The following is a 21,217-nucleotide window of genomic DNA, read 5'->3' as shown; positions in this document are numbered from 1 at the left end:
ATTCGGGGCACCCCCCTGCGGCCATAACGTAGTTCCTGTCAGCAAGAACGACAGCGAAACCGCAGATCACAGCCCCGAAGGAGCTCATCGTGAACACCATCGTCGCCCAGTACCTGGAAGCCTGGAACACCACCGACGCCGCCGACCGCAAGGCCGCGATCGCCCGGGTCTTCACCGAGACCGCCGGCTACACCGACCCGCTGATGGCGGTCGCCGGGCACGACGCCATCGACGCCGGAATCGCCGCCGCGCAAGCGCAATTCCCCGGCTGGACGTTCCGGTTGGCTGGCCCGGTGGACGCGCACCACGACCAGGTCCGGTTCACCTGGGAGCTCGGGCCCGCCGACGAGCCCGCCGTGGTTGTCGGCTTCGACGTGGCCATCGTCGAGGACGGCCGGTTCGCCAACGTGTACGGCTTCCTCGACAAGGTCCCCGCCGCAGCCTGATCAAACCCGCTCCGCCACAAGCTTATTCACCGAAGGAACCTCTGCCATGACCACCACCGCCCCGTCCTACCTGTCCACTGTCATGACTCCCGGCCCGCAGCTGCTTCGCCTCTCGCTCCGCTTGGATGCCGTCGTCACCGGCGTCAACGGCCTGGCCTACCTCGCACTGGCCGAGCCGCTGCTCGGCCTGGACACCGCGATCGGCATGCCGATCGGACTCTTCCTGACGCTGTATGGCGTGGCGGTGGCAATCATCGGTACCAGGCAGACGATCAGCACCGGCGCCACCCGCGTCGTGATCGCGGGCAACGCCGCCTGGGTGGTAATCAGCCTTGCCGCGCTCGTCGAAGGCGCGCTAGAGCTGAACCTGGTCGGCTCGGTCTGGGCGGTCATGCAGGCGGTCACCGTCGGCGGTTTCGCCGCTCTGCAGTACCTGGGCCTGCGCAAAGCCCGCTGACCGACGAACCTGATTACGACCGCGGTACCAGCAGACCTGTTGGTACCGCGGTCGTTTTCGCAGGTCAACCTGCATCGCGATCAGCCTGCAACAAATGTGCCATTGACAACTGGCACATTCATCGATGATTCTGAACGCATGACAAGGTCAACGAGGACCTCGATCCTCAGGGGTCGGCAGTCGGCGAAGCCGGCGGGGCGGGTCAGCACAGGCCTGCCCACTACGGCCTCCACGCGGGCCACCGTGGCCGCGGCGGTCACCCAGTTGGGGTTGCGTCCGCTGAACAACGCGGTGCCGATGAACGCCCCGGGGGTCTGGTTCGCCCGCAAGCTCGTCGCCACCTTCATGGCCGTCGGCGGCCCGGTGCCACGCGGCACCGCCGTCACCCCGGTTCGGTCCGGACCGGTGCGCGGCGAATGGGTTCGTGCCGCCGGTGTCTCCTTCGGCAAGCGCGCCATCTACTACATCCACGGCAGCGCCTACGTCATCTGCTCGGCGCGCACCCACCGCGGGTTGGCCGCACAGTTGTCGCGCAAGACCGGACTCCCGGTCTTCGTCACCGACTACCGGCTCGCCCCGGAACACCGCTTCCCGGCGGCGGCCGACGACATCGAGGCCGGTTACCGCTGGCTGCTCGACCGCGGCTACGCCGCGAACGACCTGGTGATCGCCGGTGATTCGGCGGGCGGGCATCTCGCGCTCGACCTGCTCATCGAGAACGACCGCCACCACATTCCGCAGCCTGCGGCCGTGGCGATGTTCTCGCCGCTGTTCGATCTCACCCTGCAGCTGGCCGCCGAACAGGAACGGCGCCACCGCGATCCGCTCATCTCCGCCGAGGCCGCGAGCCGGATGCCCCGCGAGTACACCCGAGGTCTGCCCGACGACCTGCCGCGGCTGCGGCTGACGGTGCCGAAGGGAATACCCTTGCCGCCCATGCTCGTTCAGGTCGGCGGGACCGAAATGCTCCAGGCCGACGCGCGAGCGCTCTGCGAGACGGTGCGCGCCGCGGGCGGCACCTGCGAACTAGAAGTGTGGCCCGGTCAGGTGCACGTCTTCCAGGCGCTGCCGACGCTGGTGCCCGAAGCCGATCAGGCCCTGACCCGCGCGGCCGAGTTCCTGCGCGCGGCACTGGCCGACCGCACTGTCTCCGAGAAGGTGAGCTGATCATGTTCGGACTGGAAAAGCTGCTGCCGCTTGGTAATCGGCCGCGGCGCACGTATGGCGCGCGAGCGGTGGTGACCGGCGCGGGCAGCGGCATCGGCCGGGCCTTCGCGTTGGAGATCGCCGATCGCGGCGGCCAGGTGATCTGCGCCGATATCGACGAGACCCGGGCCGATCAGACCGTCGCGCTGATCGAGCGCAAGCATCCCGGCACCGCGCACGCCTTCCGCTGCGATGTGGCGCACCGCGAGGACGTGGAAAACCTTGCGCGCTTTGCCGAATCGCTGTTCGAGCGTCCGGTCAGCCTGGTGGTCAACAACGCCGGTGTCGGCATCGGCGGAAAGCGCGTCGGCCAGGTCGGTTTCGAGGACTGGGAGTGGGCGCTCGGCATCAACCTGTGGGGCGTGGTGCACGGGTGTGAGGTGTTCACGCCGCAGCTGCGCGCCGCCCGCCGCGGCGGGATTATCAATGTCGCTTCCGCGGCCGGGTTCGCCGCCGCGCCATCGATGGCCGTCTACAACGTGTCCAAGGCGGGCGTGATGTCGCTGTCGGAGACGATGGCGGCCGAGCTGAGCGGCACCGGCGTCGCGGTCACCGTGCTGTGCCCCACCTTCGTGAAAACCAATGTGGCCAAGGACGGCCGGATCACCCAGCAGTCGGCGAGCTTGGCCGACACCCTGATGCGCTGGACCGGTTTCTCCCCGGAATCGGTGGCTCGCACCACACTCGACGCACACGACCGCGGGCAGCTCTATGTGCTGCCGCAGCTGGACGCCCACGTCGTCTGGCGGCTCAAGCGCTACTTCCCCGCCCAGTACACCTATGTCCTCGGCCTCCTGGATCGGGTTCTGCCCCAGGACAACTCCCCCGCCTCCGACCGCACCTCGGTCACCGACAAGACAGGAGTCTGACATGGCCATCACGATGGACTTCGACGACATGCTCGCCAAGATCAAAGACCGGCAGTGGGCGCTGGCCGATATCGAGTGGGACGCACCGGGTGCCGAGACGATCTCGCCCGAGCTGCACGCCAAGCTCAAGCCGTTCATGGCCGACCTGATGTGGATCGAGAACGTCGGCGCGCGTGGCTTCGCCGCGATGGCGAAGAAGGCACCCACCGAGACGCTGCGCGAGATCTACCGCTATTTCCACGCCGAGGAGCAGCGGCACGCGAATGCCGAACTGGCACTGATGCGGCGCTGGGGCATGCTCGACGGCGACGAGATCCCGCAGCCGAACATCAACGTCAAGCTGGTGATCGACTTCCTGGACAAATACGCCGACGGCATGTCGCTGTCGTTCCTCGGCACCGTCATTCCGATGCTCGAGGTCGCGCTGGACGGCGCACTGGTCAAGTTCATCATGGACGAGATCCACGACCCGGTCTGCCAGGAAGTCTTCAAGAAGATCAACAACGACGAATCCCGACATCTGGCCGTCGATTTCGCGGTGATGGACGTGCTCGGTCACGCACAGCTCCGCAAGCTCGCCACCGATCTCGTCGGCGGCTGGCTGAAGCCGTCGCTGATCATCGGCGTGCTGAGCTATGTGCCGCTGCTGAACAAGATGCGCGACAACATCGTCGAGATGGGCGTCGACGAGGAGAAGCTGTACTCGGCGCTCAAGCGCTACGCCAATGTCGGTGAGCGCAGCGAATTCGCGCGCAGGCTGCCGATGTATCAGCTGGTGAAGATGCAGGGCGGCTGGGTGATCGACCGCGGCCACCCGTACCACCTGGTCGCGGACGCGCTGGTGAAGATCACCGCCAGGGTGCCGAAGGCGCTGCTGCGCAGGGACCCGACCTGGGTCAAGGAAGTCACCTACGAGCCGGCGGCATGAGGCGGATGAATAACACGACACTCGACGTCGCCATCATCGGCGGCGGGTTCGCCGGTATCGGCGCCGCGATTCGCCTGAAGCAGAAGGGAATCGACGGGTTCGCCATCTTCGAACGCGGCGATGCGATCGGCGGCACCTGGCGCGACAACACCTATCCCGGTGCGGCGTGCGACATTCCGTCGCGGTTGTACTCCTACAGCTTCGCGCCTAACCCGGACTGGTCACACACCTACTCGGGTAGCAACGAGATCCTCGGCTACATCGAATCGATGGCGGCCGAGTTCGGGCTCGGACCGCATTTCCGGTTCGGCAGCAACGTGTCCGGCATCGTCTTCGACGAGGAGGCCGGGCAGTGGGAGATCACCATCGACGGCCAGGGCACGGTGCGCGCCCGCGCGGTCGTGCTCGCCTCGGGACCGTTGGCCAATGCCAGCTTTCCGAACATCCGCGGCATAGACGAGTATGCCGGGCACAAGATCCACAGTGCCCGTTGGGATCACGACTACGACTTCACCGGTAAGAAGGTCGCGGTCGTCGGCACCGGGGCCAGTGCGGTGCAGATCATTCCCGAGCTGGTCGATAAAGCCGCCTCGGTCAAGGTCTTTCAGCGCACGCCGGGCTGGGTGCTGCCCCGGGTCAACCGGCGCACCAACGCGGTGACCAAGGAGATCTACCGCCGGGTGCCCGCCGCCGAACAGCTGGCTCGGCAGGCCTGGTTCTACGGGCACGAGTCGGTCGCGCTCGGCGTCGTCTGGAACACGCCGCTGACCCGCGTCGTCGAGCTGGTCGGCAAGGCCCAATTACGCAGGCAGGTCAAGGATCCCTGGCTGCGGCGTCAGCTCACGCCGGACTTCCGGGCGGGCTGCAAGCGGCTGCTGATGACCGACGACTACTACCCGGCCCTGCAACGGGACAACTGCAAGCTGATCACCTGGCCCATCGCCAAGCTCTCTGAGCGTGGCATCCGCACCGCGGAAGGTGTTGAGCACCAAGCCGATTGCATCGTCTTCGCGACCGGCTTCGACGTGTCCAAGACGGGTACGCCGATCCCGGTCGTCGGCCGGGACGGCCGGGTGCTCGCCGAGGAGTGGTCGGGCGGCGCGTACGCCTACAAGAGTGTCGCGGTGTCCGGGTACCCGAACCTGTTCCTCACGTTCGGACCGAATTCGGGGCCGGGCCACAACTCGGCGCTGGTGTACATGGAGGCCCAGATCGACTACGTGGTCAGCGCCGTCGGCACCATCCTGAAGGAGGATCTGCGCGTCCTCGACGTCCGCAAGGACCGGCAGGACCGCTACAACGCGGGCATGCAGCGGAGGCTGACCAGCACCACCTGGAACTCGGGCTGCCGCAGTTGGTATCTCACCGAGGACGGTTTCAACGCGACCATGTATCCCGGGTTCGCCACGCAGTACGTCAACCAGCTACGGACCGTCGACCTCGCCGACTACACGGTGGTTGCGTCGGACCGGAATGTGCGCAAGCCCCGGATCGCGGCGGTTTCTTAGATGACGGGTGCCGGCGGCGTTGGCGATAGACTCGGTCGGTCACGCGGCGTGAGCGACCGGCCCGGAGGCGGTAGCTTGCGTAACCACGGAGGGCCCGTGAACGCCGCAATTGAACATTGACCGTGCTGTTCGGCCGCCGGCAAACCGGCACCGCAGTGGGCGAGGAGGTGGAATCGATGGAGTACCGCATCGATGACCTCGCGCGCGCTGCGGGTACCACTACCCGCAATGTGCGCGCCTACCAGGAACGCGGCCTGCTGCCCCCGCCCGTCGGCAAGGACGGGCGGGCCAGCATCTACGACAATTCGCACCTGGAACGGCTGCGGCTGATCGACGCGCTGCTGCAGCGCGGTTTCACCACCGCGCACATCGGCGACTTCATCACCAGTTGGGAAACCGGCAAGGACCTCACCGAGGTGCTCGGCCTGCAGCACGCGGTGACGGCGTCCTGGGCCAAGGACGAGACCTTCGAGGTCCCCCGCGAGCTGATCGGCACCATCCTCGGCGCGGAGGCCGACGAACTCGTCGACCGCCTGCGCGAGATGAAACTGGTGCGGATGGAAGGTGACACCGTGGTGTTCACCGACACCCAGCTGCTCACCTCGTTCGCCGAGCTACACGAGTACGGCCTGGAACTGCGCACCCTGATCGAGATCTACGCCAAGGTCGCCGACCGCATCGACGACATCACCCACATCATGATCACCGCCGCAAAACAGCACATCATCGATGAACACGGCCCCGGCTGGCTCCCTGACACCAGCGGCGAAATCGCCGATACCACAACAATGTTGAGTAAGATGCGCGAACTGGCCGTAGCCTCGGTCCACTCCACCCTGGCCCGTTCCCTCGACGTGACCCTGCGCCACGAACTAGGCGACTACCTCGCCACCGCCGCCGAACGCGAACGCGCCAGAACGGATTCACACCCGGACTCCTAGCGTGCCGCGGCCCGAGTTAAACCCGGGCCGGATCGTGCTTGTCGACGAAGGTCAGGAGGCGGGGAATCACCTGCTCCGGAATCGCCCACAGCATATCGTGCCCCACACCGGGATAGCTCTCGATGTCGACGGAGGGAACGTGCCGCCGGGCCCGGCTCGCCGCCTGTTCTGGATCGTGCAGGACCGTATCGGCGCCGAAGAGGATCAGCAGCGGTGCGGTGATGGCGGCGAACCGTTCGTCGGTGAGCGGGCGCGGCAACGGTAGCGCGAGCCGGAATTTCAAGCCCGACAACACCATTGCCCACTCATCGTCGGTGAGCTCGATGGTCGGGGAGAGCCACTCGTTGAACTTCTGCATCTTCGCCTTGGTAGGCCGGATACCGGCGACGATGAATTTGAAGATCAAACCCCAACGCAGCCTGGCAAAGACGGCGGGTGTCGGTTCCAGCAGGCTCAGGCTCGCCAGCCGGTCGGGATGATGGGCCCCGGCCACGGCCGCTATCCACGCGCCGAGGGAGTAGCCAACGAGGTGGACGCGATCCACACCGAGCCCGGTGATCACCTCGGCTACCCACTTGGCGACATCGGCCTCGTCCCGCACCGGCGCGGTCTGCACACAGCGTCCCGGCCACCCGATGATGTCGGGGGTGTACACGACGCGGTCGCGGGCCAGGTCCTCGATGAACGGACTCCAGAACAGGCAGTTGCCCGACATCCCCGGCAGGAGTAGCAGCGGTGCCCCCTCCCCCGCTCCCGATTTACGCACTCGCGTTGTCCCGAAAGATGTTTCGACGTCGATTTCCGTCGATGGCACCGGCCACCGCGCGGCGATCGTTTCGTAAGCCCGCAGATAGGTGGACTCCACCACGGCGTTGGTGAACCGTCCGATCTTCGGCATGATCTCCCCTTCCATCTTGATGGTATCAACGTACCATATAAATGGTATGGACGTACCACCAAAGGCCGCGCATCGCACGGTTCAGGTACGGGAGCGACGGGCGAAGAGTGCTGCGGCGCAGGCATATCCGACGATGGCCAGGCCGACCGACCAGACCACGGCGAGGGCCGCGCTGTTCCCTGAATCGGATCCGTCGAGCAGTGCGCGGAGGGTATCGATCACCGGGGTCGCTGGTTGATGTTCCGCGAAGCCGTGGAGCCAGGAGGGCATGGAGGCGGTCGGTACGAAGGCGCTGCTGATGTAGGGGATGAACATGATGGCGTAGGTGAATCCGCCTGCGGCTTCGGGGTTTTGCGCTAGCAGGCCCAACGCGACCGCTATCCAGGTGATCGCGTGGACGAAGAGCAGGGTTATCGCGAGTGCGCCCAACCACGCGAAAGTGCTTGCGGTGGGCCGGAATCCCAGAAGCAGGCCGACAATGAGCACGACAGCGACGGCGAGCATATTGCGTATGACGCCTTCGCCCACGTGTCCAGTCAGCAGAGCTTGCCGGAAGATCGGCAAGGTGCGGAAGCGGTCGACGGCGCCGGTGCGTAGGTCGGTCGCTACGGCGGTGGCGGTGATAGATGCGCCGAAGCCGGTGCACAGCAGAATGATTCCGGGAATTACGTAATCGATGTATGGGCCGTTTACCTGGATCGCGCCGCCGAATACGTAGACGAACAGCAGCATGATCAGCACCGGCAGCAGCAGCGAGATGAGCAGAGTGTCTCGGCTGCGCAGCGTGTGCCGCACCGCTCGCCGGAACATGACGGCGGAATCGGTGTAAGCCGTTGCCAGCCGGCTCATCCGACCGTCACTCACCCGGCGGCCGCCTCGATGATATCGGCCGTTCGAGGCGTGGCGTCCGCGTGCGATTGCAGTTCTCCGGCAAGGGCTTTCGCGCGCTGCGCGGTCCCCTGCTCGAGCAAGGTGCGCACTCCTGCTTCCAATCCGTCGCGGTCGAGTTTGCGGAAGCTCAAATGAGCGCCGACACCGAGACGTTCGACCTGGGCACCCCACATCGGCTGGTCGAACGACACCGAGCAGACCAGTGTCGGCAGGCCCGCGCGCAGGCTCTCGAAGGTGGTGCCGATGCCGCCGTGATGAACGGCGGCGGCACACACCGGGAAGACGATGTCGTGCGCGACCGGGCCGACAACCTTCACCCGCGCACCGGTTTCCGCGTCGGCGGCGGCCAGATCACTCCAGCCCGCACTCACCAACCCGCGGATGCCGAGGCTCTCACACACCTCCTCGACGATGGCCAGCACGGCCTGGGTATCCCGGATCGGCATGCTGCCGAAGCCGAAATACACCGGCGGCGCACCCTCGGCGATCCAGGCGATCACCTCGCCGTGATCGGCGGCCAGCTCACCGAGGGCTTCGCGCGCGGTCCGTTCCAGCGGGAGGAAGCCGACGAGCGGCCGCCGCTCGCCCCACTCCTCGGCCAGGCCGGGCACCAGGACGGGGTCATAGATCTGTACCTCGGGCACGCCCTCGCGGGCGAGCACGGCGGCCGGGCTCGCGGTCGAGCGCGGCAGGCCGAGTTCCTTGCGAAGCTGGTTGAGGTACTTCATGAAGACGATGCGGCGCAGGTTCTCGGCGAGTAACCAGGTGGCCTGATTGACCACGCCGGGCGGCTGCCAGTCCGACGGCAGCGCGCCAGGGAACGGATACGCGGCGTTCTTCCGGCACGGGAAGCCGTGCAGCGAGACCATCGGCACCCGCATCGCCTCGGCGACCGACGCGGCCCGGTCCTCGGTGAGCATCGTCGACACGATGATGTCCGCGCCGGCGCAGACGTCGATCACCTCGCGGTTCATCTGCTCGGCGTAGTCGGCCATCTGCTTGCCGACGAGTTGCATCAACCGGAAGCTGCTGCCCGCGGCCAGCGCCTTCTGGCCTTCGTCGGAGGAATAGAGCTGTTGCACGTCCGGCCCGCAGCTGACGGCGGACAGGCCGGTGCGGGTGGCGAAATCGACCAGGTTCGGCGGTGCGCCGAGTAGGACGTCGTGGCCGCGCCTGCGCAACTCGAGCCCCAGCGCGACCGCGGGCTGGACGTCGCCGCGGGTGCCCGTCAACGGAATCGCCACTCTCATGCAAGCTCCTGTCGCGCCGCACCTCGGCGACTCGTCGTTCTTCCAGCGTGCGCGTGGTGCACATGTCCGTACCGTGGTCCCATGCACGTCGCGCTGTTCACGGACTTCCATCCCGCGACCCTCGGCGGGATCCAGACCTCGGTACATGCCCAGCGTCGCGGGCTCGAGCGGCTCGGCCATCGCGTCACCGTGATCACCGCGCCCACGCCGGAATCTACCGAAGTCGAGCAGGACATTGTGGTTCTTTCCGCACTCGGAGGGGTCATGGTGAACGGTTTCGCCATGGTGTTGCCGACTCCGGCGAACAACCGGTTGATCGACGCGACGTTCGCCGAGCGCGGCCCGATCGACATCGTGCACACCCAGACCACCTACGGCGTGGCCATCGCCGGACTCCGCGCGGCACGCCGCCACGGCATTCCCGTGGTGCACACCGTGCACAGTCGCGATGACGTCTTCATCGCCAACACCTCCCCTGTGCCCTACCTGTCCGCGCTCACCATGCGCGCCCTGCACGGCCGCTTTGTTTCCCATCAGGGACAGATGCCGCGCAACAACGAATCCCGAGCGGCACGGCACGCCTGGCGCACTATGGTCGCCCAGGCGCAGGCCGCCGATCGGGTGATCGTGCCGACCGCTCACTTCGCCGAACGCATCCTGGCGCACGGGCTCGAGCGGCCGCTTCAGGTGATCTCCAACGGAATTGATGACGAACTACTCGACGGTGCGCCTGAACCGAGCACGACCCGAAACGGCCCGCTGCGAATCCTCTGGTGCGCCAGGCTGTCCGGTGAGAAGCGGCTGCTCGAGGCCATCGAAGCGGTACGGCGGGTGCCGAACTGCACGTTCGACATCTACGGCACCGGAGACCTGCTAGAACCCGCGCGAGCGGCGATCGAAACGGGCGGACTGAGCGACCGCATCCGGCTGCACGGCGCGGTCAGCCAGGCGGACTGTCTCGCCGCGATGGCGACGCACGACGTATTGCTCTTTCCCTCTTCAGGTTTCGACACTCAGGGCATGGCCCTGCTGGAGGCGGTGGCGATGCGGCTGCCGGTCGTCTACTGCGATCCGGATCTGGCCGAGACGGTGCCCGCGGGCGGCGGCGTCTGTACCCGCGACCCGTCGGTGATAGCAATCACCGATTCGTTGCGCGAACTCGCCGATCACCCAGAACAATTGGCGCCGATGCGCAAGATCCTCACCGACCGGGCCGATGCCGCGCGGCAATCCCGTCTCACCGAATCGATCCTGTCGATCTACAGCGACCTCGTCGGAGGTACGAAACCAGCTATGCCGCAGTCTGTTCCGAATGTACCCACCGCCCCGGGACGGCTTCCCCTGCTCGGCCACAGCGTACTGGCGCTACGCGACGGCTTGAAGTTCGTCACGTCGCTGGCCGAGGTCGGCCCGATCGTCCGGATCTATCTGGGGCCGCGACCGGCGTATGTACTCACCACCCCGGACCTCGTTCGCGAGCTGAGTTTCGGCGAGGCAGGCGAATTCCACCGCGAGGAACTGCGCGACGCGATCCACGAGGTCATTCGCGGTGCGTCCAATGTGCTCAGCGGCAAGCCGCACGAGCTGCGCCGCCGGATGATCGCGCCCGCGCTGCGGCAGCGCCGGTTGAACGAATACGCCGTGGTCGCCGCCGATCTCGCGAACACCTGGTCGAAGTCGCTACGGCCGGGCCAACAGGTGAATCTGGTCGACGAGGCACACCGGCTCGTCCTCGACACGATCTCCTCGACGCTGTTCACCGCCGACTTCGGCGCGGACGCGAAACAGGAAGTCCAGCAGAACATTCCGTGGCTGCTCGGCCAGGTGATCCAGCGGGCCGCGTTGCCGCCGCCGGTGCGCCGCCTGCGCGTCGTCGCCAATCGCCGGTTCACCACCAAGTCCCGCCGGCTGCGCGCCGAGATCGGCGCCGTGGTCGCCGAATACCGCCGTGCCGACCATGATTTCCATGATGTGCTCTCCGCGCTGGTGCGCCACAGCGACCCGGAGACCGGCACCCGGCTGTCGGACGAGGAGATCATCGACGAGCTGCTGCTCATGCTCGCCGCCGGTGTCGGTTCGACCGCGTCCATCCTCGGCTGGGTGTGGCACGAGATCATGCGCAATCCGGTCATCGCCACCGAATTGCGCCGCGAGCTGGACGATTTCGTCGGTGACGCCCCGGTCACCCCCGACCATGTCGCGGAACTGCCGTACCTGCGACTAGTCGTGCTGGAAACCCTGCGGTTCTGGGGTCCATGGGTCAGCACGCACACCGCGGACGGCCCCGTCACGCTGGGCGGCACCACCCTGCCCGACGGCGCCATGGTCGTCTTCAGCCCGTACATGATCCACCACAACGCGCACTACTACCCGGAACCGGAAACCTTCGACCCCGACCGCTGGTTCCCCGGCCGGGTCGAGGAGATCGACAAGAAGGCAATCCTGCCGTTCGGCGTCGGCCTCCGGCACTGCCCGGGCAACAACTTCGCCCTGCTGACCATCACCCTCGCCACCGCCGCCCTGTTCTCCCGCTGGGAGCCGGTCGCCGACCCCGGCTACCGGGTGAAACCGTCGAACCGTGATTTCGTCGCCGCCCCGTCCCCGCTGCCCGCGGTGTTGCGGGCGCGACATCAAGCGCGCGAATGAAGGGTCGGCGATGAATTCCGCGCCGCCGGGTCGTCAGCACAAATATGGACTCCAAGAATCTCGCTGACCTCTATTCGCTGCCGGAGCTTGATTGGGCGAACGTCCAGAAGACCCTCGACGCGAACATCCCACAGGCCCCCGACACCGGCGGCCCGAACCGCCACACCTACTGGCTGACCACGATCAACCCGGACGGCAGCCCGCACATGACCGCACTCGGCGCGCTGTGGCTCGACGGCGCGTTCTGGTTCACCACCGGCGCGCGATCGCGCAAGGGCCGCAACCTCGCTCGCGATCCGCGCTGTGCGATCAGCCTCTCGGTGCACGACTTCGACCTCACCGTCAACGGCACTGCGGCACAAGTCACCGATCCGAAGGCGGTGGCCGAGATCGCCGCGCGCTACGCCGCGGACGGCTGGCCCGCCAAGCCCGACGACACCGGCCAGGCCCTCACCGCCGAGTACAGCGCTCCGTCCGCAGGGCCGCCGCCCTGGCACGTCTACCGCATCACCGCGACCACCGCGATGGCCCTCGGCACGGTGGAACCCGGCGGCGCGACTCGCTGGCGCTTCTGAGCATCCGCCGAGGGAGGTTCGGCGCGACGCATCGCAGGCCCGTACCCTGCTGATTGGCGCAAAGTGCCGACCGTCTAGCGGATGGGAGTCGCCCTGTGGCATCCGACCAGCCGAGAATGCCGCCGCAAGGGCTGGTTCGCGCGGTCGAGTTGGTGCGCAACGGTTTGTCCGTCGCCTATCGCAAGTTGGTCCCTGGGCAGCTCGCTGTGATGGAGATGCTTGCCGCTGGGTGGTTGACGCAGGCGATTCATGCCGCCGCCGAGCTCGGGATCGCGGACGCGCTGGCCGATGGGCCGCGTAGTGGAGCCGAGCTGGCAAAGACTGTCGGGGCCGATGAGGATGCGCTGCATCGGTTGCTGCGGCTACTCATCGGGCACGGCATCTTCAAGAGGCGCCGGGACGGTAGGTACGCGCTGACTCCGATGGCGAAAGCGCTCCAGCGTGATACCGATGTCTCGTTACGCGACGCCGCCCTGTTCTTCGGCTCCCCGATCCACCGGGACAACTGGTCGCATCTGGTCGACGCGGTCCGTACCGGTAAGCCGGTCGGTGAAGCGCTGCACGGGATGCCGTTCTTCGAGCACGCGCGGACCGACCGGACGCTCGGCACGCTGTTCGACAATGCGATGACCAGCATCGGCAGCCTCGGCCTCGCCCCGCTGCTCGCGGCCTACGACTTCGGGCGCTTCGAGACCCTCGTCGACGTCGGCGGTGGCGAGGGCACGATGCTCGCCGAAATCCTGTGCCGTGCACCGCGATCCAAGGGTGTCCTGTTCGAGCTGCCGGAGGTGGCCGAGTCGGCGAGCAGTCGGCTGGCCGAGCTCGGATTGGCCGAGCGCTGCACGGTCGAGCGCGGATCGTTCTTCGACGCGGTCCCGCGCGGCGGTGACGCCTACATCCTCAAGCACATCCTGCACGACTGGCCGGAGGACGACGCGGGCCGAATCCTCGCGACGGTCCGCGCGGCGATGAAACCCGGTGCCCGCCTGCTGGTTATCGAACTCGTCGTCCCGGAGAACGCCCGTCCGCATCCCGGCAAGTTCATCGATCTGGAAATGCTGGTGAACACCGGCGGCCGTGAACGCACTGCGGACGAGTACCGGAAGTTCCTGGCGCGCTTCGGATTCAGGCTGACCCGAGTGGTCCCGACCGTCTCGCCGGACAACATTCTCGAGGCCGAGCCCGCTTAAGGCGTGAGCGCTCCCGCGATGACAGTGTTGACCACCCTGCTGACTGCGGCCGGCTCCGGCGGCGTGCCTTTGCGATCGGCGAACAGCAGATGCCCGGCCCCGATCAGGGTGGGCGCCAACACATCTACGTCTGCCACCACGACAATCCGGCCCTGCTCCTGTTCGGCACCGAGGTAAGACGCGATCATCTGAGTAGCCTCGGCCAAGAGCGGGACGCCGGTCGGCCGGGTCCGACGCAGCCTGGCGCGCAGCTCATCTCGGAAGGTGACCAGACTGACGATCGCCACGGCGACCGAACCGAATACGTCCGTCAGCGCGCCGCTGAGATTGCCGACGACGGTGCCGGTGCCCGCGGACTCGCGCAGGGCGGTGGCCTGCTGGTCGATCCGGGCGATGCGGTCGAGTACGAGTTCGGCGAGGAAGTCGTCGAAGTCGGCGAAATGCCGGTGCAGCACGCCCTTGGCGCAGCCCGCCTCCGTGGTGACCGCGCGGCTGGTCAGCGCGCTCGGTCCGTCCTGGCGCAGGATGCGTTCGGCGGCGTCGAACAGCTGCTCGCGCACGTCGCGCATGGCCACTCCTGTTGGCACCGTGTACTTCTCCCTACGTTGGCGTGCCCGAATCGGTTGAAGAGTGGGCAAGTGCCCACTTATAGTGGGCGCATGCCCACTCTACCGTCGGAGCAACCGTCAGTTCCCCGACAATCTCATCAAGCCCGCGCGATGGCGGAGTCGTTCGGTGTCGACGCCGAGCGCTACGACCGCTCCCGGCCCCGCTATCCCGAGGCGATGGTGCAGTCGATCATCGCTGCGAGTCCGGGACGCGATGTGCTCGACGTCGGCATCGGTACCGGCATCGTCGCCCGGCAGTTCCAGGCGGCGGGCTGCCGAGTACTCGGCGTCGAACCGGACGAGCGGATGGCCGACTTCGCGCGACGCCATGGCACCGAGGTCGAGGTGTCCACCCTTGAAACCTGGGACCCCGCGGGCCGCACCTTCGATATCGTCGTTGCCGGGCAAGCCTGGCACTGGGTCGATCCCGTCGTCGGCGCGGCCAAGGCGGCCGAGGTGCTGCGACCCGGTGGCCGGTTGGCCTTGTTCTGGAACGTTGGGCAGCCACCGCCGGAACTCGTTGCGGCCTTCGCGGAGGTCTATCGCAGACTGCTCCCCGACTCCCCCGCCACCCGCGGGCTCGCGGCCCCGGCGGTGCAGATCTATCTCGCAGGATGCGACAAGGCCGCCGACGGACTCCGCGAAGCGGGCACCTTCGGCGATCCCGAACAGCAGCAATTCCATTGGGAGCAGCGATACACCCGCGCCGAGTGGCTGGAGTTCTCGGCCACCACCGGCGTCGCCACCCAACTCCCGCAGGCGGTGCTGGACGAAATGCTGGGCGACCTCGGCACCGCCATCGACGAGGTGGGCGGCAGCTTCATCGCGCAGTACACGGCGGTGATGGTCACGGCGGTACGCACCGCCTGACCGGAGGTCGGCCTGGTCCGTTCGAGAAGTTTGTTCCATCTGAGACCAGGTGAAAGTTTCGGGCCCCATCCACAGCGTGCGCGGCATCGAATAGGTGATGACACGGACATCCTGACCCGAGTTCTGGTGGCGCTGTCCGAGTGTGTATTGATCTCGACGGTCCGTTGACAGGAACCACGACGAATCAAGGACGGAATGATGGCTGCACGTTGGTCCGCGCTGGTGATAGCTGGGTTCTCGACGATACTGATCGCCGGTACTGCCGGTGCCGCTCCGGCGCGCGTACCAGATGATGTGAAGGGAGTGCGCGACGTGTTCTGCTATATCGGAAAAGTTCGCACTCCTCCTATAAATCCACGGGATGATATGGAAGGCGCGCAAAGGCAGTTCAGCGATGAAGGGATCCTGGCCTATCACGAGGGCGAGAAATTGACCCCGTTGGATTACCGGTACGATCCGATGCTGAGATCCCTGCGCATTGTATTGAACCCCAACGGAATATTCGGGCCGAAGGGTGGCAACAGCTACTCCGACGCGGATATGCTTCGGGCTTACCGGTACTACTCCTGCAGGGGCATTGTGGAATTCATGACGGAGTACAACAATCAGAAAGGGTTTCGTTCCGAGGAACCTGTCAAAATGAAGGAGGAATATAATACGGAAAAGAAAATCAACGAGCTCTACCATCGGGCATATCTGATAGAGAAGCAAGCAGTGAAGGATGAGCAGGCACGCCAAGGCCTCAAAGTCACAGTCTTTTACGATGAACTGTCTCCGGAAGAACGCAAGAAAGTGGACGATCAAAACAAGCCGGAAGATGATGATCTTTAACGACTACCGGCCGTAACTAGCTCGGCGATACAAAGGCGCGGGTGGTGATGCCGAGCGCGCTGCTTGTCACACAGGAGGCGCGCATCGGTTGACCGACTGCGGCCGAGGCGGAGTCGGTGCCGGAGTAGGGGCCGAATATTGGGCCGTCCGGGGTGGCCGGGGCGCTGATGCCGAGGCATTCGACCTCGAGGATGGAGGAGCCGTAGCCCTCGTGGCAGAGGGCGACGGCGTCGGTCAGGCCTCGGTCGATGAAGCAGCCACCGGGGTCGGCCACCGCTGGATGGGCTCTGCCGATCGTGAGGCCGCAGGCGAGCACTACCAGGCAGCCACCTCCGATGATTCGCCGCAGCTCGGTGCTCAACACGAATCCCTTCCTCAGCACGATTGGGTAATTCATCGTCCGGTGCCGACCGGTCGCCGCATCGGCGTGAAGCGTCTCTCCCCAGCGCTATTCCACCAGACCCGAGGCTTACTCGTGCGGGACACGCACGTAGCACCGGCAACGTTTCCGGCTACGGCAAGGTCAGGGCCTGGGCGATGAGGGTGAGGTAGAGGGCGAGGATGAAGACGACGGCGGGGAGGACGGGGTAGTCCGTGCTGTCCCGTCGGAGGAAAGTCCAAGCAGCGGAGACCGGAATCGCCAGCAGTAGCGCAGGGAGCCTGGCAATGAGTGATCCGGGTGGCGAGTACTCCCACGGCTGCACCAACGCGATATCGCACAGCACGGCCGCAAAGGCACATACCAGCGAGGCCGCAGTACTTCCCTTGGCGCCCAGCGCATTCGAGTACAGCAGCTCGTCCGGTCGGCGTTCGCGCGAGGTCTTTCTGGCGAACTCGAACTGAAGGAACGCACCGGCGAAGATCCCGGCGACCGCCGCGCCCTCCCAGTGTGCGCGCACCTCGCCGGTGTCGATAGCCGAGACCACGATGTAGCCGGTGACGAGCAGTTGCACCGGGTAGGTGACAACGAGATTGACCAGGATGTTGGTGCGGACGGTGGTGAACAACCGCTCCAAACCCCACAGGGCCAGCCCGTAAGCCATTGCGACAGCGATCATCACGGCGGAGCCCACGGATAGGGCGAGGCTGGCCGCGATGGCGCCGATGGCGATGAGACCCATGGCGACGCGCAGTTCGACGGCGCTCACCGCGCCGGTCACCAGCGGGCGGTCCGGGTTGTGCACGCGGTCGTATTCGAGATCCTTCTGTTCGTCGACCATCCGCAGATACAGCAGGACGAACGCGACGACAACGATCCGGACCACGGTGGACCCGGTCGGTCGCCATGCCGAATCAGGCTGTGTCACAAGGGATGCCGTGCCCTCCAGTGCGAGTACCCAGAGCACGCCGTACAGCAGGTAGTGCGGCTTGTACATCACCGCGGTGAACCGGGCGATGCGCGCGGCCGACACCAGCGGGTTGGTCACGCCCACCGATCCCACCTGGTCACCTCGGCGGCCGGAGTGCGCCGCCCCGGCCCGTCGCCGCCGGGCAACAGGTGCGCGACCGGGAGCATGGCCAGCTGGGTCACCTCGTCGAACGGGATGCCGAGCAGGTCCGCGACCTCGCGCTCGTAGGCCAGGTGCGCGGTCGTCAGGCACGATCCGAGCCCGCGCTCGCGCAGGGCGAGCATGAAGTTCCATACCGCGGGGTAGATCGACCCGTAGAAGCTCGCCAGCCGCAGCGGCGACGCGGGTTCCGGCAGTCGGCCGAGCGAGCAGACGAGTACGAGTGCGGGCACCTCGGCCAGATGCTCCGCGAGATAGCGGCCGGACGCGAGATCGCCGAGTTGATCGGGTCGCGGCGTACGTCCGGACAGGTTGGCGGCGAAGCCTTTTCGGTAGTACTCGGCGATTTGCTGCTTGGTCTCACCGTCCTGCACGATGAGGAATCGCCACGGCTGCCGATTGCTGCCGCTCGGTGCCTGCACCGCGATATCCAGGCACTCCAGCAGGTCTCGTCGCTCGACCGGTCGCGTCAGATCGAGGCGGCGGCGAAACGATCGGGTGGTGGTGAGCAGCTCGGTCCCCATCAGTGATCGGCCTCCGCTTCGTCGAAACCCAGTTCGTCGTCGGCGAATTCGAGGTCGACCTCGGCCGCGACCGCGTCGGACTGCCGGATCTCGCAGTGGATCACGGTTCGGTCGGCCTGCTGCCCGGTGATCTCCGCGACGCACTCCGCTGGACGATCCAATTCCACGAACCGCTCGAAAGAGCTTCCGACACATTCCAATTGAGGTGACCGGTGCAGCACCATCGCCAATGCGGTCTGCCTGCACGCCTCGATCAGCAGACTGCCGGGAACGTGGTCGAGCTGGTGATCGAACAGAAACGGGTGGCCGAGGTCGGGGACCAGCGTGGCGCGCGCGGCGGTGCCGGACAGATGCGGCGCGGCGATCACGACATTGCGCCAGTTCTCCCGGCCGACCTCGGCCGACACGGCACGGTCGGCGAGTGCGGAGGCGCCGAGAAATGGCCCGAGGCCGAGGCTCTTCCGGAAGCCGGCGCGCAGCGCCGTCCACTGCTGCGGCGTCATCCAGGAGAACGAGCCGTCGACGGTCATCATCGACTCGTCGGCACAGTCGATTTCGAGGACCATGTCCACGCCGCTCACCGTCTCGCCGCGCAGGTGCCGCCGCGGCACCCGCGCCCGCATCACGAGATCGGCCGGGGCGGTGCCGATTTCCCAGGCCGCGGTGTCCGCGCCGGTGCCGTTGAACGTGCGCACGACGAACGCCATATCGGCGGGGACACCGTAGAACTCGTGACTCAGCGCGATGGCCGCCTGCCTTGCGGCCTCCATCACCAGCAGCGGATCATGCCGCAGGGCAAGCGATCCGGTGTGGTCGCCGTAGTAGGCGTGCATGCGCGGTAACTGGGCGCCGACCACGAACTCGTTCTCGGCGACGGTGTCCAGCGAGGTGACGAACACCTCGGATACCGCGCACCGGTGCGCCAGCGCACGCGAGATGGTGCGGAGATGAGTCGCTGTCTTCACCGTTTCCACGTTCGCCGTCACGGTCGTCCCTCCAGCCAGTCTGTCGCGGTCACCGGTCGCAGCGTTTGCGGCTGCGTGCCGGCCCGCATCGGGAGTACATAGGACCCGAGCACGATCACCGACCACGGATCGAGTTCCCGCCCGTCGGCCCAGGCGGAATACAGCAGTCGCGCACAGTCCGCGTCCGCCTGTGGGTCGAAGGCGGGATCGGCCGGGGCACCGGCCGCCGCCAGATCGCGCAGGATTCGCTCGACCGCGGCGGCACGGTCGAAGCTGCGCGCGGGGGCCTGCGCGTACAGGTCGTTCGCGATCGAGAGGGCCGCGGGCGAGCGATCGACGCCCTCGCCTGCCTCCGCGATCACCCGCGCCCGATGATGCTCGTCCAAGTAAATGGCGAGCTCCCGCAGCACGTCGGCGGGATCGTCGGGCGAATGCACCAGATTCAGCAGATAGCTGTGGCGGCCGAGCAGATAGCGCAGCTCGCCGGGCTTGCGTTTACGGGGGTCGGTGGCACCCTTGGCTTCGGTAAGACGCACGGAGACAGGGAGTTCCGCGTCGGCGCCGCGCACGACGAGCACCAGCACGTCCGAAATGCCGACGAGCAGATCGGCCAGGCGCCTGCGTTCGGGTGAGGCGATGTTCCAGGCGAAGTACCAGAGTGCGCGGGCAAAATGCCGGTCGGCCGCGACCCGGAAGGCGGATACCACTCGGAAGTCATTGTCCGCCAGCCATTTCAGCGTCGGATCGACGGACCGTGCGACGATCGCGTCCGGCTTGAGCAGCAGCATCGAGTGCTCTCTGGCGAATTTCGCGGCATCGACACCGAGGCGGTCGAGTTGGTCGGCGGTCTCCCGCAGGTAGGTGTCGTCGACGTAGGCCGTCACCTTTTCCTGCTGCGGTGTCAGCGCGGTGAGCAGCTCGCGCAGCGGGGCGTTCACCGTTCCGCCCCGCCGGAGTCATTGCCTGCCAGCACTTCTTCGATCGACGGCAACGGCACGCCGAGGTACCCGGATTCCAGGCAGTAGTCCAGCAGCACCCGCAGATACTCCTTGCCGGTCGATGGTGGTGGTTTGCCGAGCAGCACTTCGGCATTCGCCGTGTCGAAGGTGAGCCGCCGCTCGAAGTAGCTGGTGTAGAGCGAGCCGATGCGCCGGTAGTACTCCCGCTCGATGGCGCCGAGATCGTCCTCGCGGAAAGTCGCCGCGGGCACGAACGTCGCCACCTCGAACGAAGGGTATTCGGCGAGCACATCGGACACCTCGCGCAGCGACAGCGTGTCCTGACCGAGCGCGTGGAAGGTGCGGTGGGTGGCGGAGTCGAAATCCAGTACGACCGCGGCGATCACGTCGGCGACGTGATCGATCGGCGCCAGCGAGAGCGTCGCGTCGTAGCGGCCGGGCAGCGAGCGCAGCTTGCCCTCGACCATGAGCTTGACGACGGTGTAGAGGTTCTTGTACTCGCGGATCACGCCGGTGCCGGTCGCGCCGGTCACGATGCCCGGCCGGACGATGGCCCAGCGCATGCCCTGCTCCCCCGCCGCCCGCACCAGTTGTTCGGCGCGGAACTTGCTCTCCTCGTAGCCGTTTCCGAAAGACTGGCCCGCGTCGAGCTCGTCCTCGCCGATGACGCCGCCGCGCCGCCCGCACACGTAGGCCGTGCTGACGTGCACGAGCGGGATATCCCAGGCCTGGGCCAGCGCGACCGCGTTGGCGGTGCCCTGCACGTTGAGTTCGTGGTAGTCCGTATCACCGGCGTCGAACGCCGTCGTGGCCGCGCAGTGCACGATCATGCCGACGCGTTCGGACAGGTCGGCGGAATCACGCTGGGACAGGCCGAATCCGGGGCCACGGATGTCGCCCGCGACCGGGCTGCCCGCGCCGAGGACGGTGCCGTCGTTGCGGACGATCGACGAATTGCTGTGCAGCACAGCGGCGACCGGGCGGCTCGCGGCGGCCAGCCGAGCCACCACCTCCGCGCCGACGAGTCCCGTTGCACCGGTGACCAATACGGTGTCGCGCGCGCTCATGACGCCACCGCACTGACACTCGGCTCCGTCATACGCGGAGATCCACTACGGAGCACTCGCTCACGCGCGCTCGCGGCGCC

Annotated in this window: 22 protein-coding genes; 12 read left to right on the top strand and 10 right to left on the bottom strand. The window is 66.7% G+C overall.

Annotation, left to right across the window (positions count from 1 at the left end; all coding sequences use genetic code 11):
- Positions 1-89: 89 nt before the first annotated feature.
- The 7 genes from ACFWF1_RS34195 to ACFWF1_RS34165 all read left to right on the top strand — a co-directional run bounded on the left by ACFWF1_RS34195 (position 90) and on the right by ACFWF1_RS34165 (position 6,355).
- On the top strand, positions 90-446 hold the full coding sequence (locus tag ACFWF1_RS34195; protein WP_379282479.1) for a nuclear transport factor 2 family protein: 357 nt from the start codon (positions 90-92) through the stop codon (positions 444-446).
- A 46-nt stretch (positions 447-492) separates the two neighbouring features.
- Positions 493-903: a hypothetical protein gene (locus tag ACFWF1_RS34190; RefSeq protein ID WP_379282478.1), complete on the top strand. Its 411-nt coding sequence runs from the start codon at positions 493-495 to the stop codon at positions 901-903.
- 138 nt (positions 904-1,041) lie between these two features.
- Positions 1,042-2,070, top strand: a complete 1,029-nt coding sequence (locus ACFWF1_RS34185) for an alpha/beta hydrolase (protein ID WP_379282477.1) — start codon at positions 1,042-1,044, stop codon at positions 2,068-2,070.
- A gap of 2 nt (positions 2,071-2,072) precedes the next feature.
- Positions 2,073-2,978, top strand: a complete 906-nt coding sequence (locus ACFWF1_RS34180; protein ID WP_379282476.1) for an SDR family NAD(P)-dependent oxidoreductase — start codon at positions 2,073-2,075, stop codon at positions 2,976-2,978.
- A gap of 7 nt (positions 2,979-2,985) precedes the next feature.
- Positions 2,986-3,906: a ferritin-like domain-containing protein gene (locus ACFWF1_RS34175; RefSeq protein ID WP_379282888.1), complete on the top strand. Its 921-nt coding sequence runs from the start codon at positions 2,986-2,988 to the stop codon at positions 3,904-3,906.
- A gap of 5 nt (positions 3,907-3,911) precedes the next feature.
- Entirely contained in the window at positions 3,912-5,414 is a 1,503-nt protein-coding gene (locus ACFWF1_RS34170) for a flavin-containing monooxygenase (protein WP_379282474.1), read from the top strand.
- Positions 5,415-5,590: 176 nt separating this feature from the next.
- A complete protein-coding gene (locus ACFWF1_RS34165; RefSeq protein WP_379282886.1) occupies positions 5,591-6,355 on the top strand; it encodes a MerR family transcriptional regulator in 765 nt (254 codons plus the stop codon).
- 16 nt (positions 6,356-6,371) lie between these two features.
- Here ACFWF1_RS34165 and ACFWF1_RS34160 read toward each other — a convergent pair whose 3' ends face one another.
- The 3 genes from ACFWF1_RS34160 to ACFWF1_RS34150 all read right to left on the bottom strand — a co-directional run bounded on the left by ACFWF1_RS34160 (position 6,372) and on the right by ACFWF1_RS34150 (position 9,394).
- Positions 6,372-7,253: an alpha/beta fold hydrolase gene (locus ACFWF1_RS34160; RefSeq protein WP_379282473.1), complete on the bottom strand. Its 882-nt coding sequence runs from the start codon at positions 7,251-7,253 to the stop codon at positions 6,372-6,374.
- An 81-nt stretch (positions 7,254-7,334) separates the two neighbouring features.
- Positions 7,335-8,102, bottom strand: coding sequence for an ABC transporter permease (locus tag ACFWF1_RS34155; RefSeq protein ID WP_379282885.1), 768 nt, complete (start codon positions 8,100-8,102; stop codon positions 7,335-7,337).
- Positions 8,103-8,113: 11 nt separating this feature from the next.
- Complete coding sequence (locus ACFWF1_RS34150) at positions 8,114-9,394, bottom strand: glycosyltransferase (protein WP_379282472.1); 1,281 nt, start codon at positions 9,392-9,394, stop codon at positions 8,114-8,116.
- An 81-nt stretch (positions 9,395-9,475) separates the two neighbouring features.
- Between ACFWF1_RS34150 and ACFWF1_RS34145 the strand changes: the two genes are divergently transcribed.
- From ACFWF1_RS34145 to ACFWF1_RS34135, 3 genes are all read left to right on the top strand, one after another.
- Positions 9,476-12,040, top strand: coding sequence for a cytochrome P450 (locus ACFWF1_RS34145; protein ID WP_379282471.1), 2,565 nt, complete (start codon positions 9,476-9,478; stop codon positions 12,038-12,040).
- 44 nt (positions 12,041-12,084) lie between these two features.
- Positions 12,085-12,615 (top strand): pyridoxamine 5'-phosphate oxidase family protein, encoded by a 531-nt coding sequence (locus ACFWF1_RS34140; protein WP_379282470.1) that lies wholly within the window; start codon positions 12,085-12,087, stop codon positions 12,613-12,615.
- Positions 12,616-12,710: 95 nt separating this feature from the next.
- Positions 12,711-13,805 (top strand): methyltransferase, encoded by a 1,095-nt coding sequence (locus tag ACFWF1_RS34135; RefSeq protein ID WP_379282469.1) that lies wholly within the window; start codon positions 12,711-12,713, stop codon positions 13,803-13,805.
- Here ACFWF1_RS34135 and ACFWF1_RS34130 read toward each other — a convergent pair.
- A complete protein-coding gene (locus ACFWF1_RS34130) occupies positions 13,802-14,374 on the bottom strand; it encodes a TetR/AcrR family transcriptional regulator (RefSeq protein WP_379282468.1) in 573 nt (190 codons plus the stop codon). The two genes, ACFWF1_RS34135 and ACFWF1_RS34130, sit on opposite strands and share 4 nt — an antisense overlap.
- 150 nt (positions 14,375-14,524) lie before the next feature.
- Here ACFWF1_RS34130 and ACFWF1_RS34125 point away from each other — a divergent pair, with 150 nt between their 5' ends.
- Positions 14,525-15,283 (top strand): class I SAM-dependent methyltransferase, encoded by a 759-nt coding sequence (locus ACFWF1_RS34125; protein ID WP_379282467.1) that lies wholly within the window; start codon positions 14,525-14,527, stop codon positions 15,281-15,283.
- 198 nt (positions 15,284-15,481) lie between these two features.
- Positions 15,482-16,114, top strand: coding sequence for a hypothetical protein (locus ACFWF1_RS34120; RefSeq protein ID WP_379282466.1), 633 nt, complete (start codon positions 15,482-15,484; stop codon positions 16,112-16,114).
- Positions 16,115-16,130: 16 nt separating this feature from the next.
- Here the strand turns inward: ACFWF1_RS34120 and ACFWF1_RS34115 are convergent, their stop codons facing one another.
- The 6 genes from ACFWF1_RS34115 to ACFWF1_RS34090 form a co-directional block, all read right to left on the bottom strand.
- Positions 16,131-16,478 carry a hypothetical protein gene (locus ACFWF1_RS34115; RefSeq protein WP_379282464.1) on the bottom strand — a complete coding sequence of 116 codons (348 nt, stop codon included), beginning with the start codon at positions 16,476-16,478 and terminating at the stop codon, positions 16,131-16,133.
- Positions 16,479-16,626: 148 nt separating this feature from the next.
- The gene (locus ACFWF1_RS34110) at positions 16,627-17,556 is read right to left on the bottom strand and encodes a hypothetical protein (RefSeq protein WP_379282463.1); all 930 of its coding nucleotides are present in this window, start codon (positions 17,554-17,556) and stop codon (positions 16,627-16,629) included.
- A complete protein-coding gene (locus ACFWF1_RS34105) occupies positions 17,538-18,146 on the bottom strand; it encodes a nitroreductase family protein (RefSeq protein WP_379282462.1) in 609 nt (202 codons plus the stop codon). Before ACFWF1_RS34105 ends, ACFWF1_RS34110 begins: the two co-directional genes overlap by 19 nt.
- Positions 18,146-19,111, bottom strand: a complete 966-nt coding sequence (locus ACFWF1_RS34100) for a ScbA/BarX family gamma-butyrolactone biosynthesis protein (protein ID WP_379282461.1) — start codon at positions 19,109-19,111, stop codon at positions 18,146-18,148. The genes ACFWF1_RS34105 and ACFWF1_RS34100 overlap by 1 nt, the downstream gene beginning before the upstream one ends.
- Before the next feature lie 17 nt (positions 19,112-19,128).
- Positions 19,129-20,049 carry a nucleoside-diphosphate kinase gene (locus ACFWF1_RS34095; RefSeq protein WP_379282460.1) on the bottom strand — a complete coding sequence of 307 codons (921 nt, stop codon included), beginning with the start codon at positions 20,047-20,049 and terminating at the stop codon, positions 19,129-19,131.
- The gene (locus ACFWF1_RS34090; RefSeq protein WP_379282459.1) at positions 20,046-21,137 is read right to left on the bottom strand and encodes an SDR family oxidoreductase; all 1,092 of its coding nucleotides are present in this window, start codon (positions 21,135-21,137) and stop codon (positions 20,046-20,048) included. The genes ACFWF1_RS34095 and ACFWF1_RS34090 overlap by 4 nt, the downstream gene beginning before the upstream one ends.
- Positions 21,138-21,217 lie beyond the last annotated feature (80 nt).

Origin of the sequence: Nocardia sp. NPDC060255 (assembly GCF_042727395.1) — a bacterium.
Taxonomy (GTDB): Bacteria; Actinomycetota; Actinomycetes; order Mycobacteriales; family Mycobacteriaceae; genus Nocardia.
Note: the sequence above shows the minus strand (reverse complement) of the source record. Positions and strands in the feature narration are given on the sequence as shown.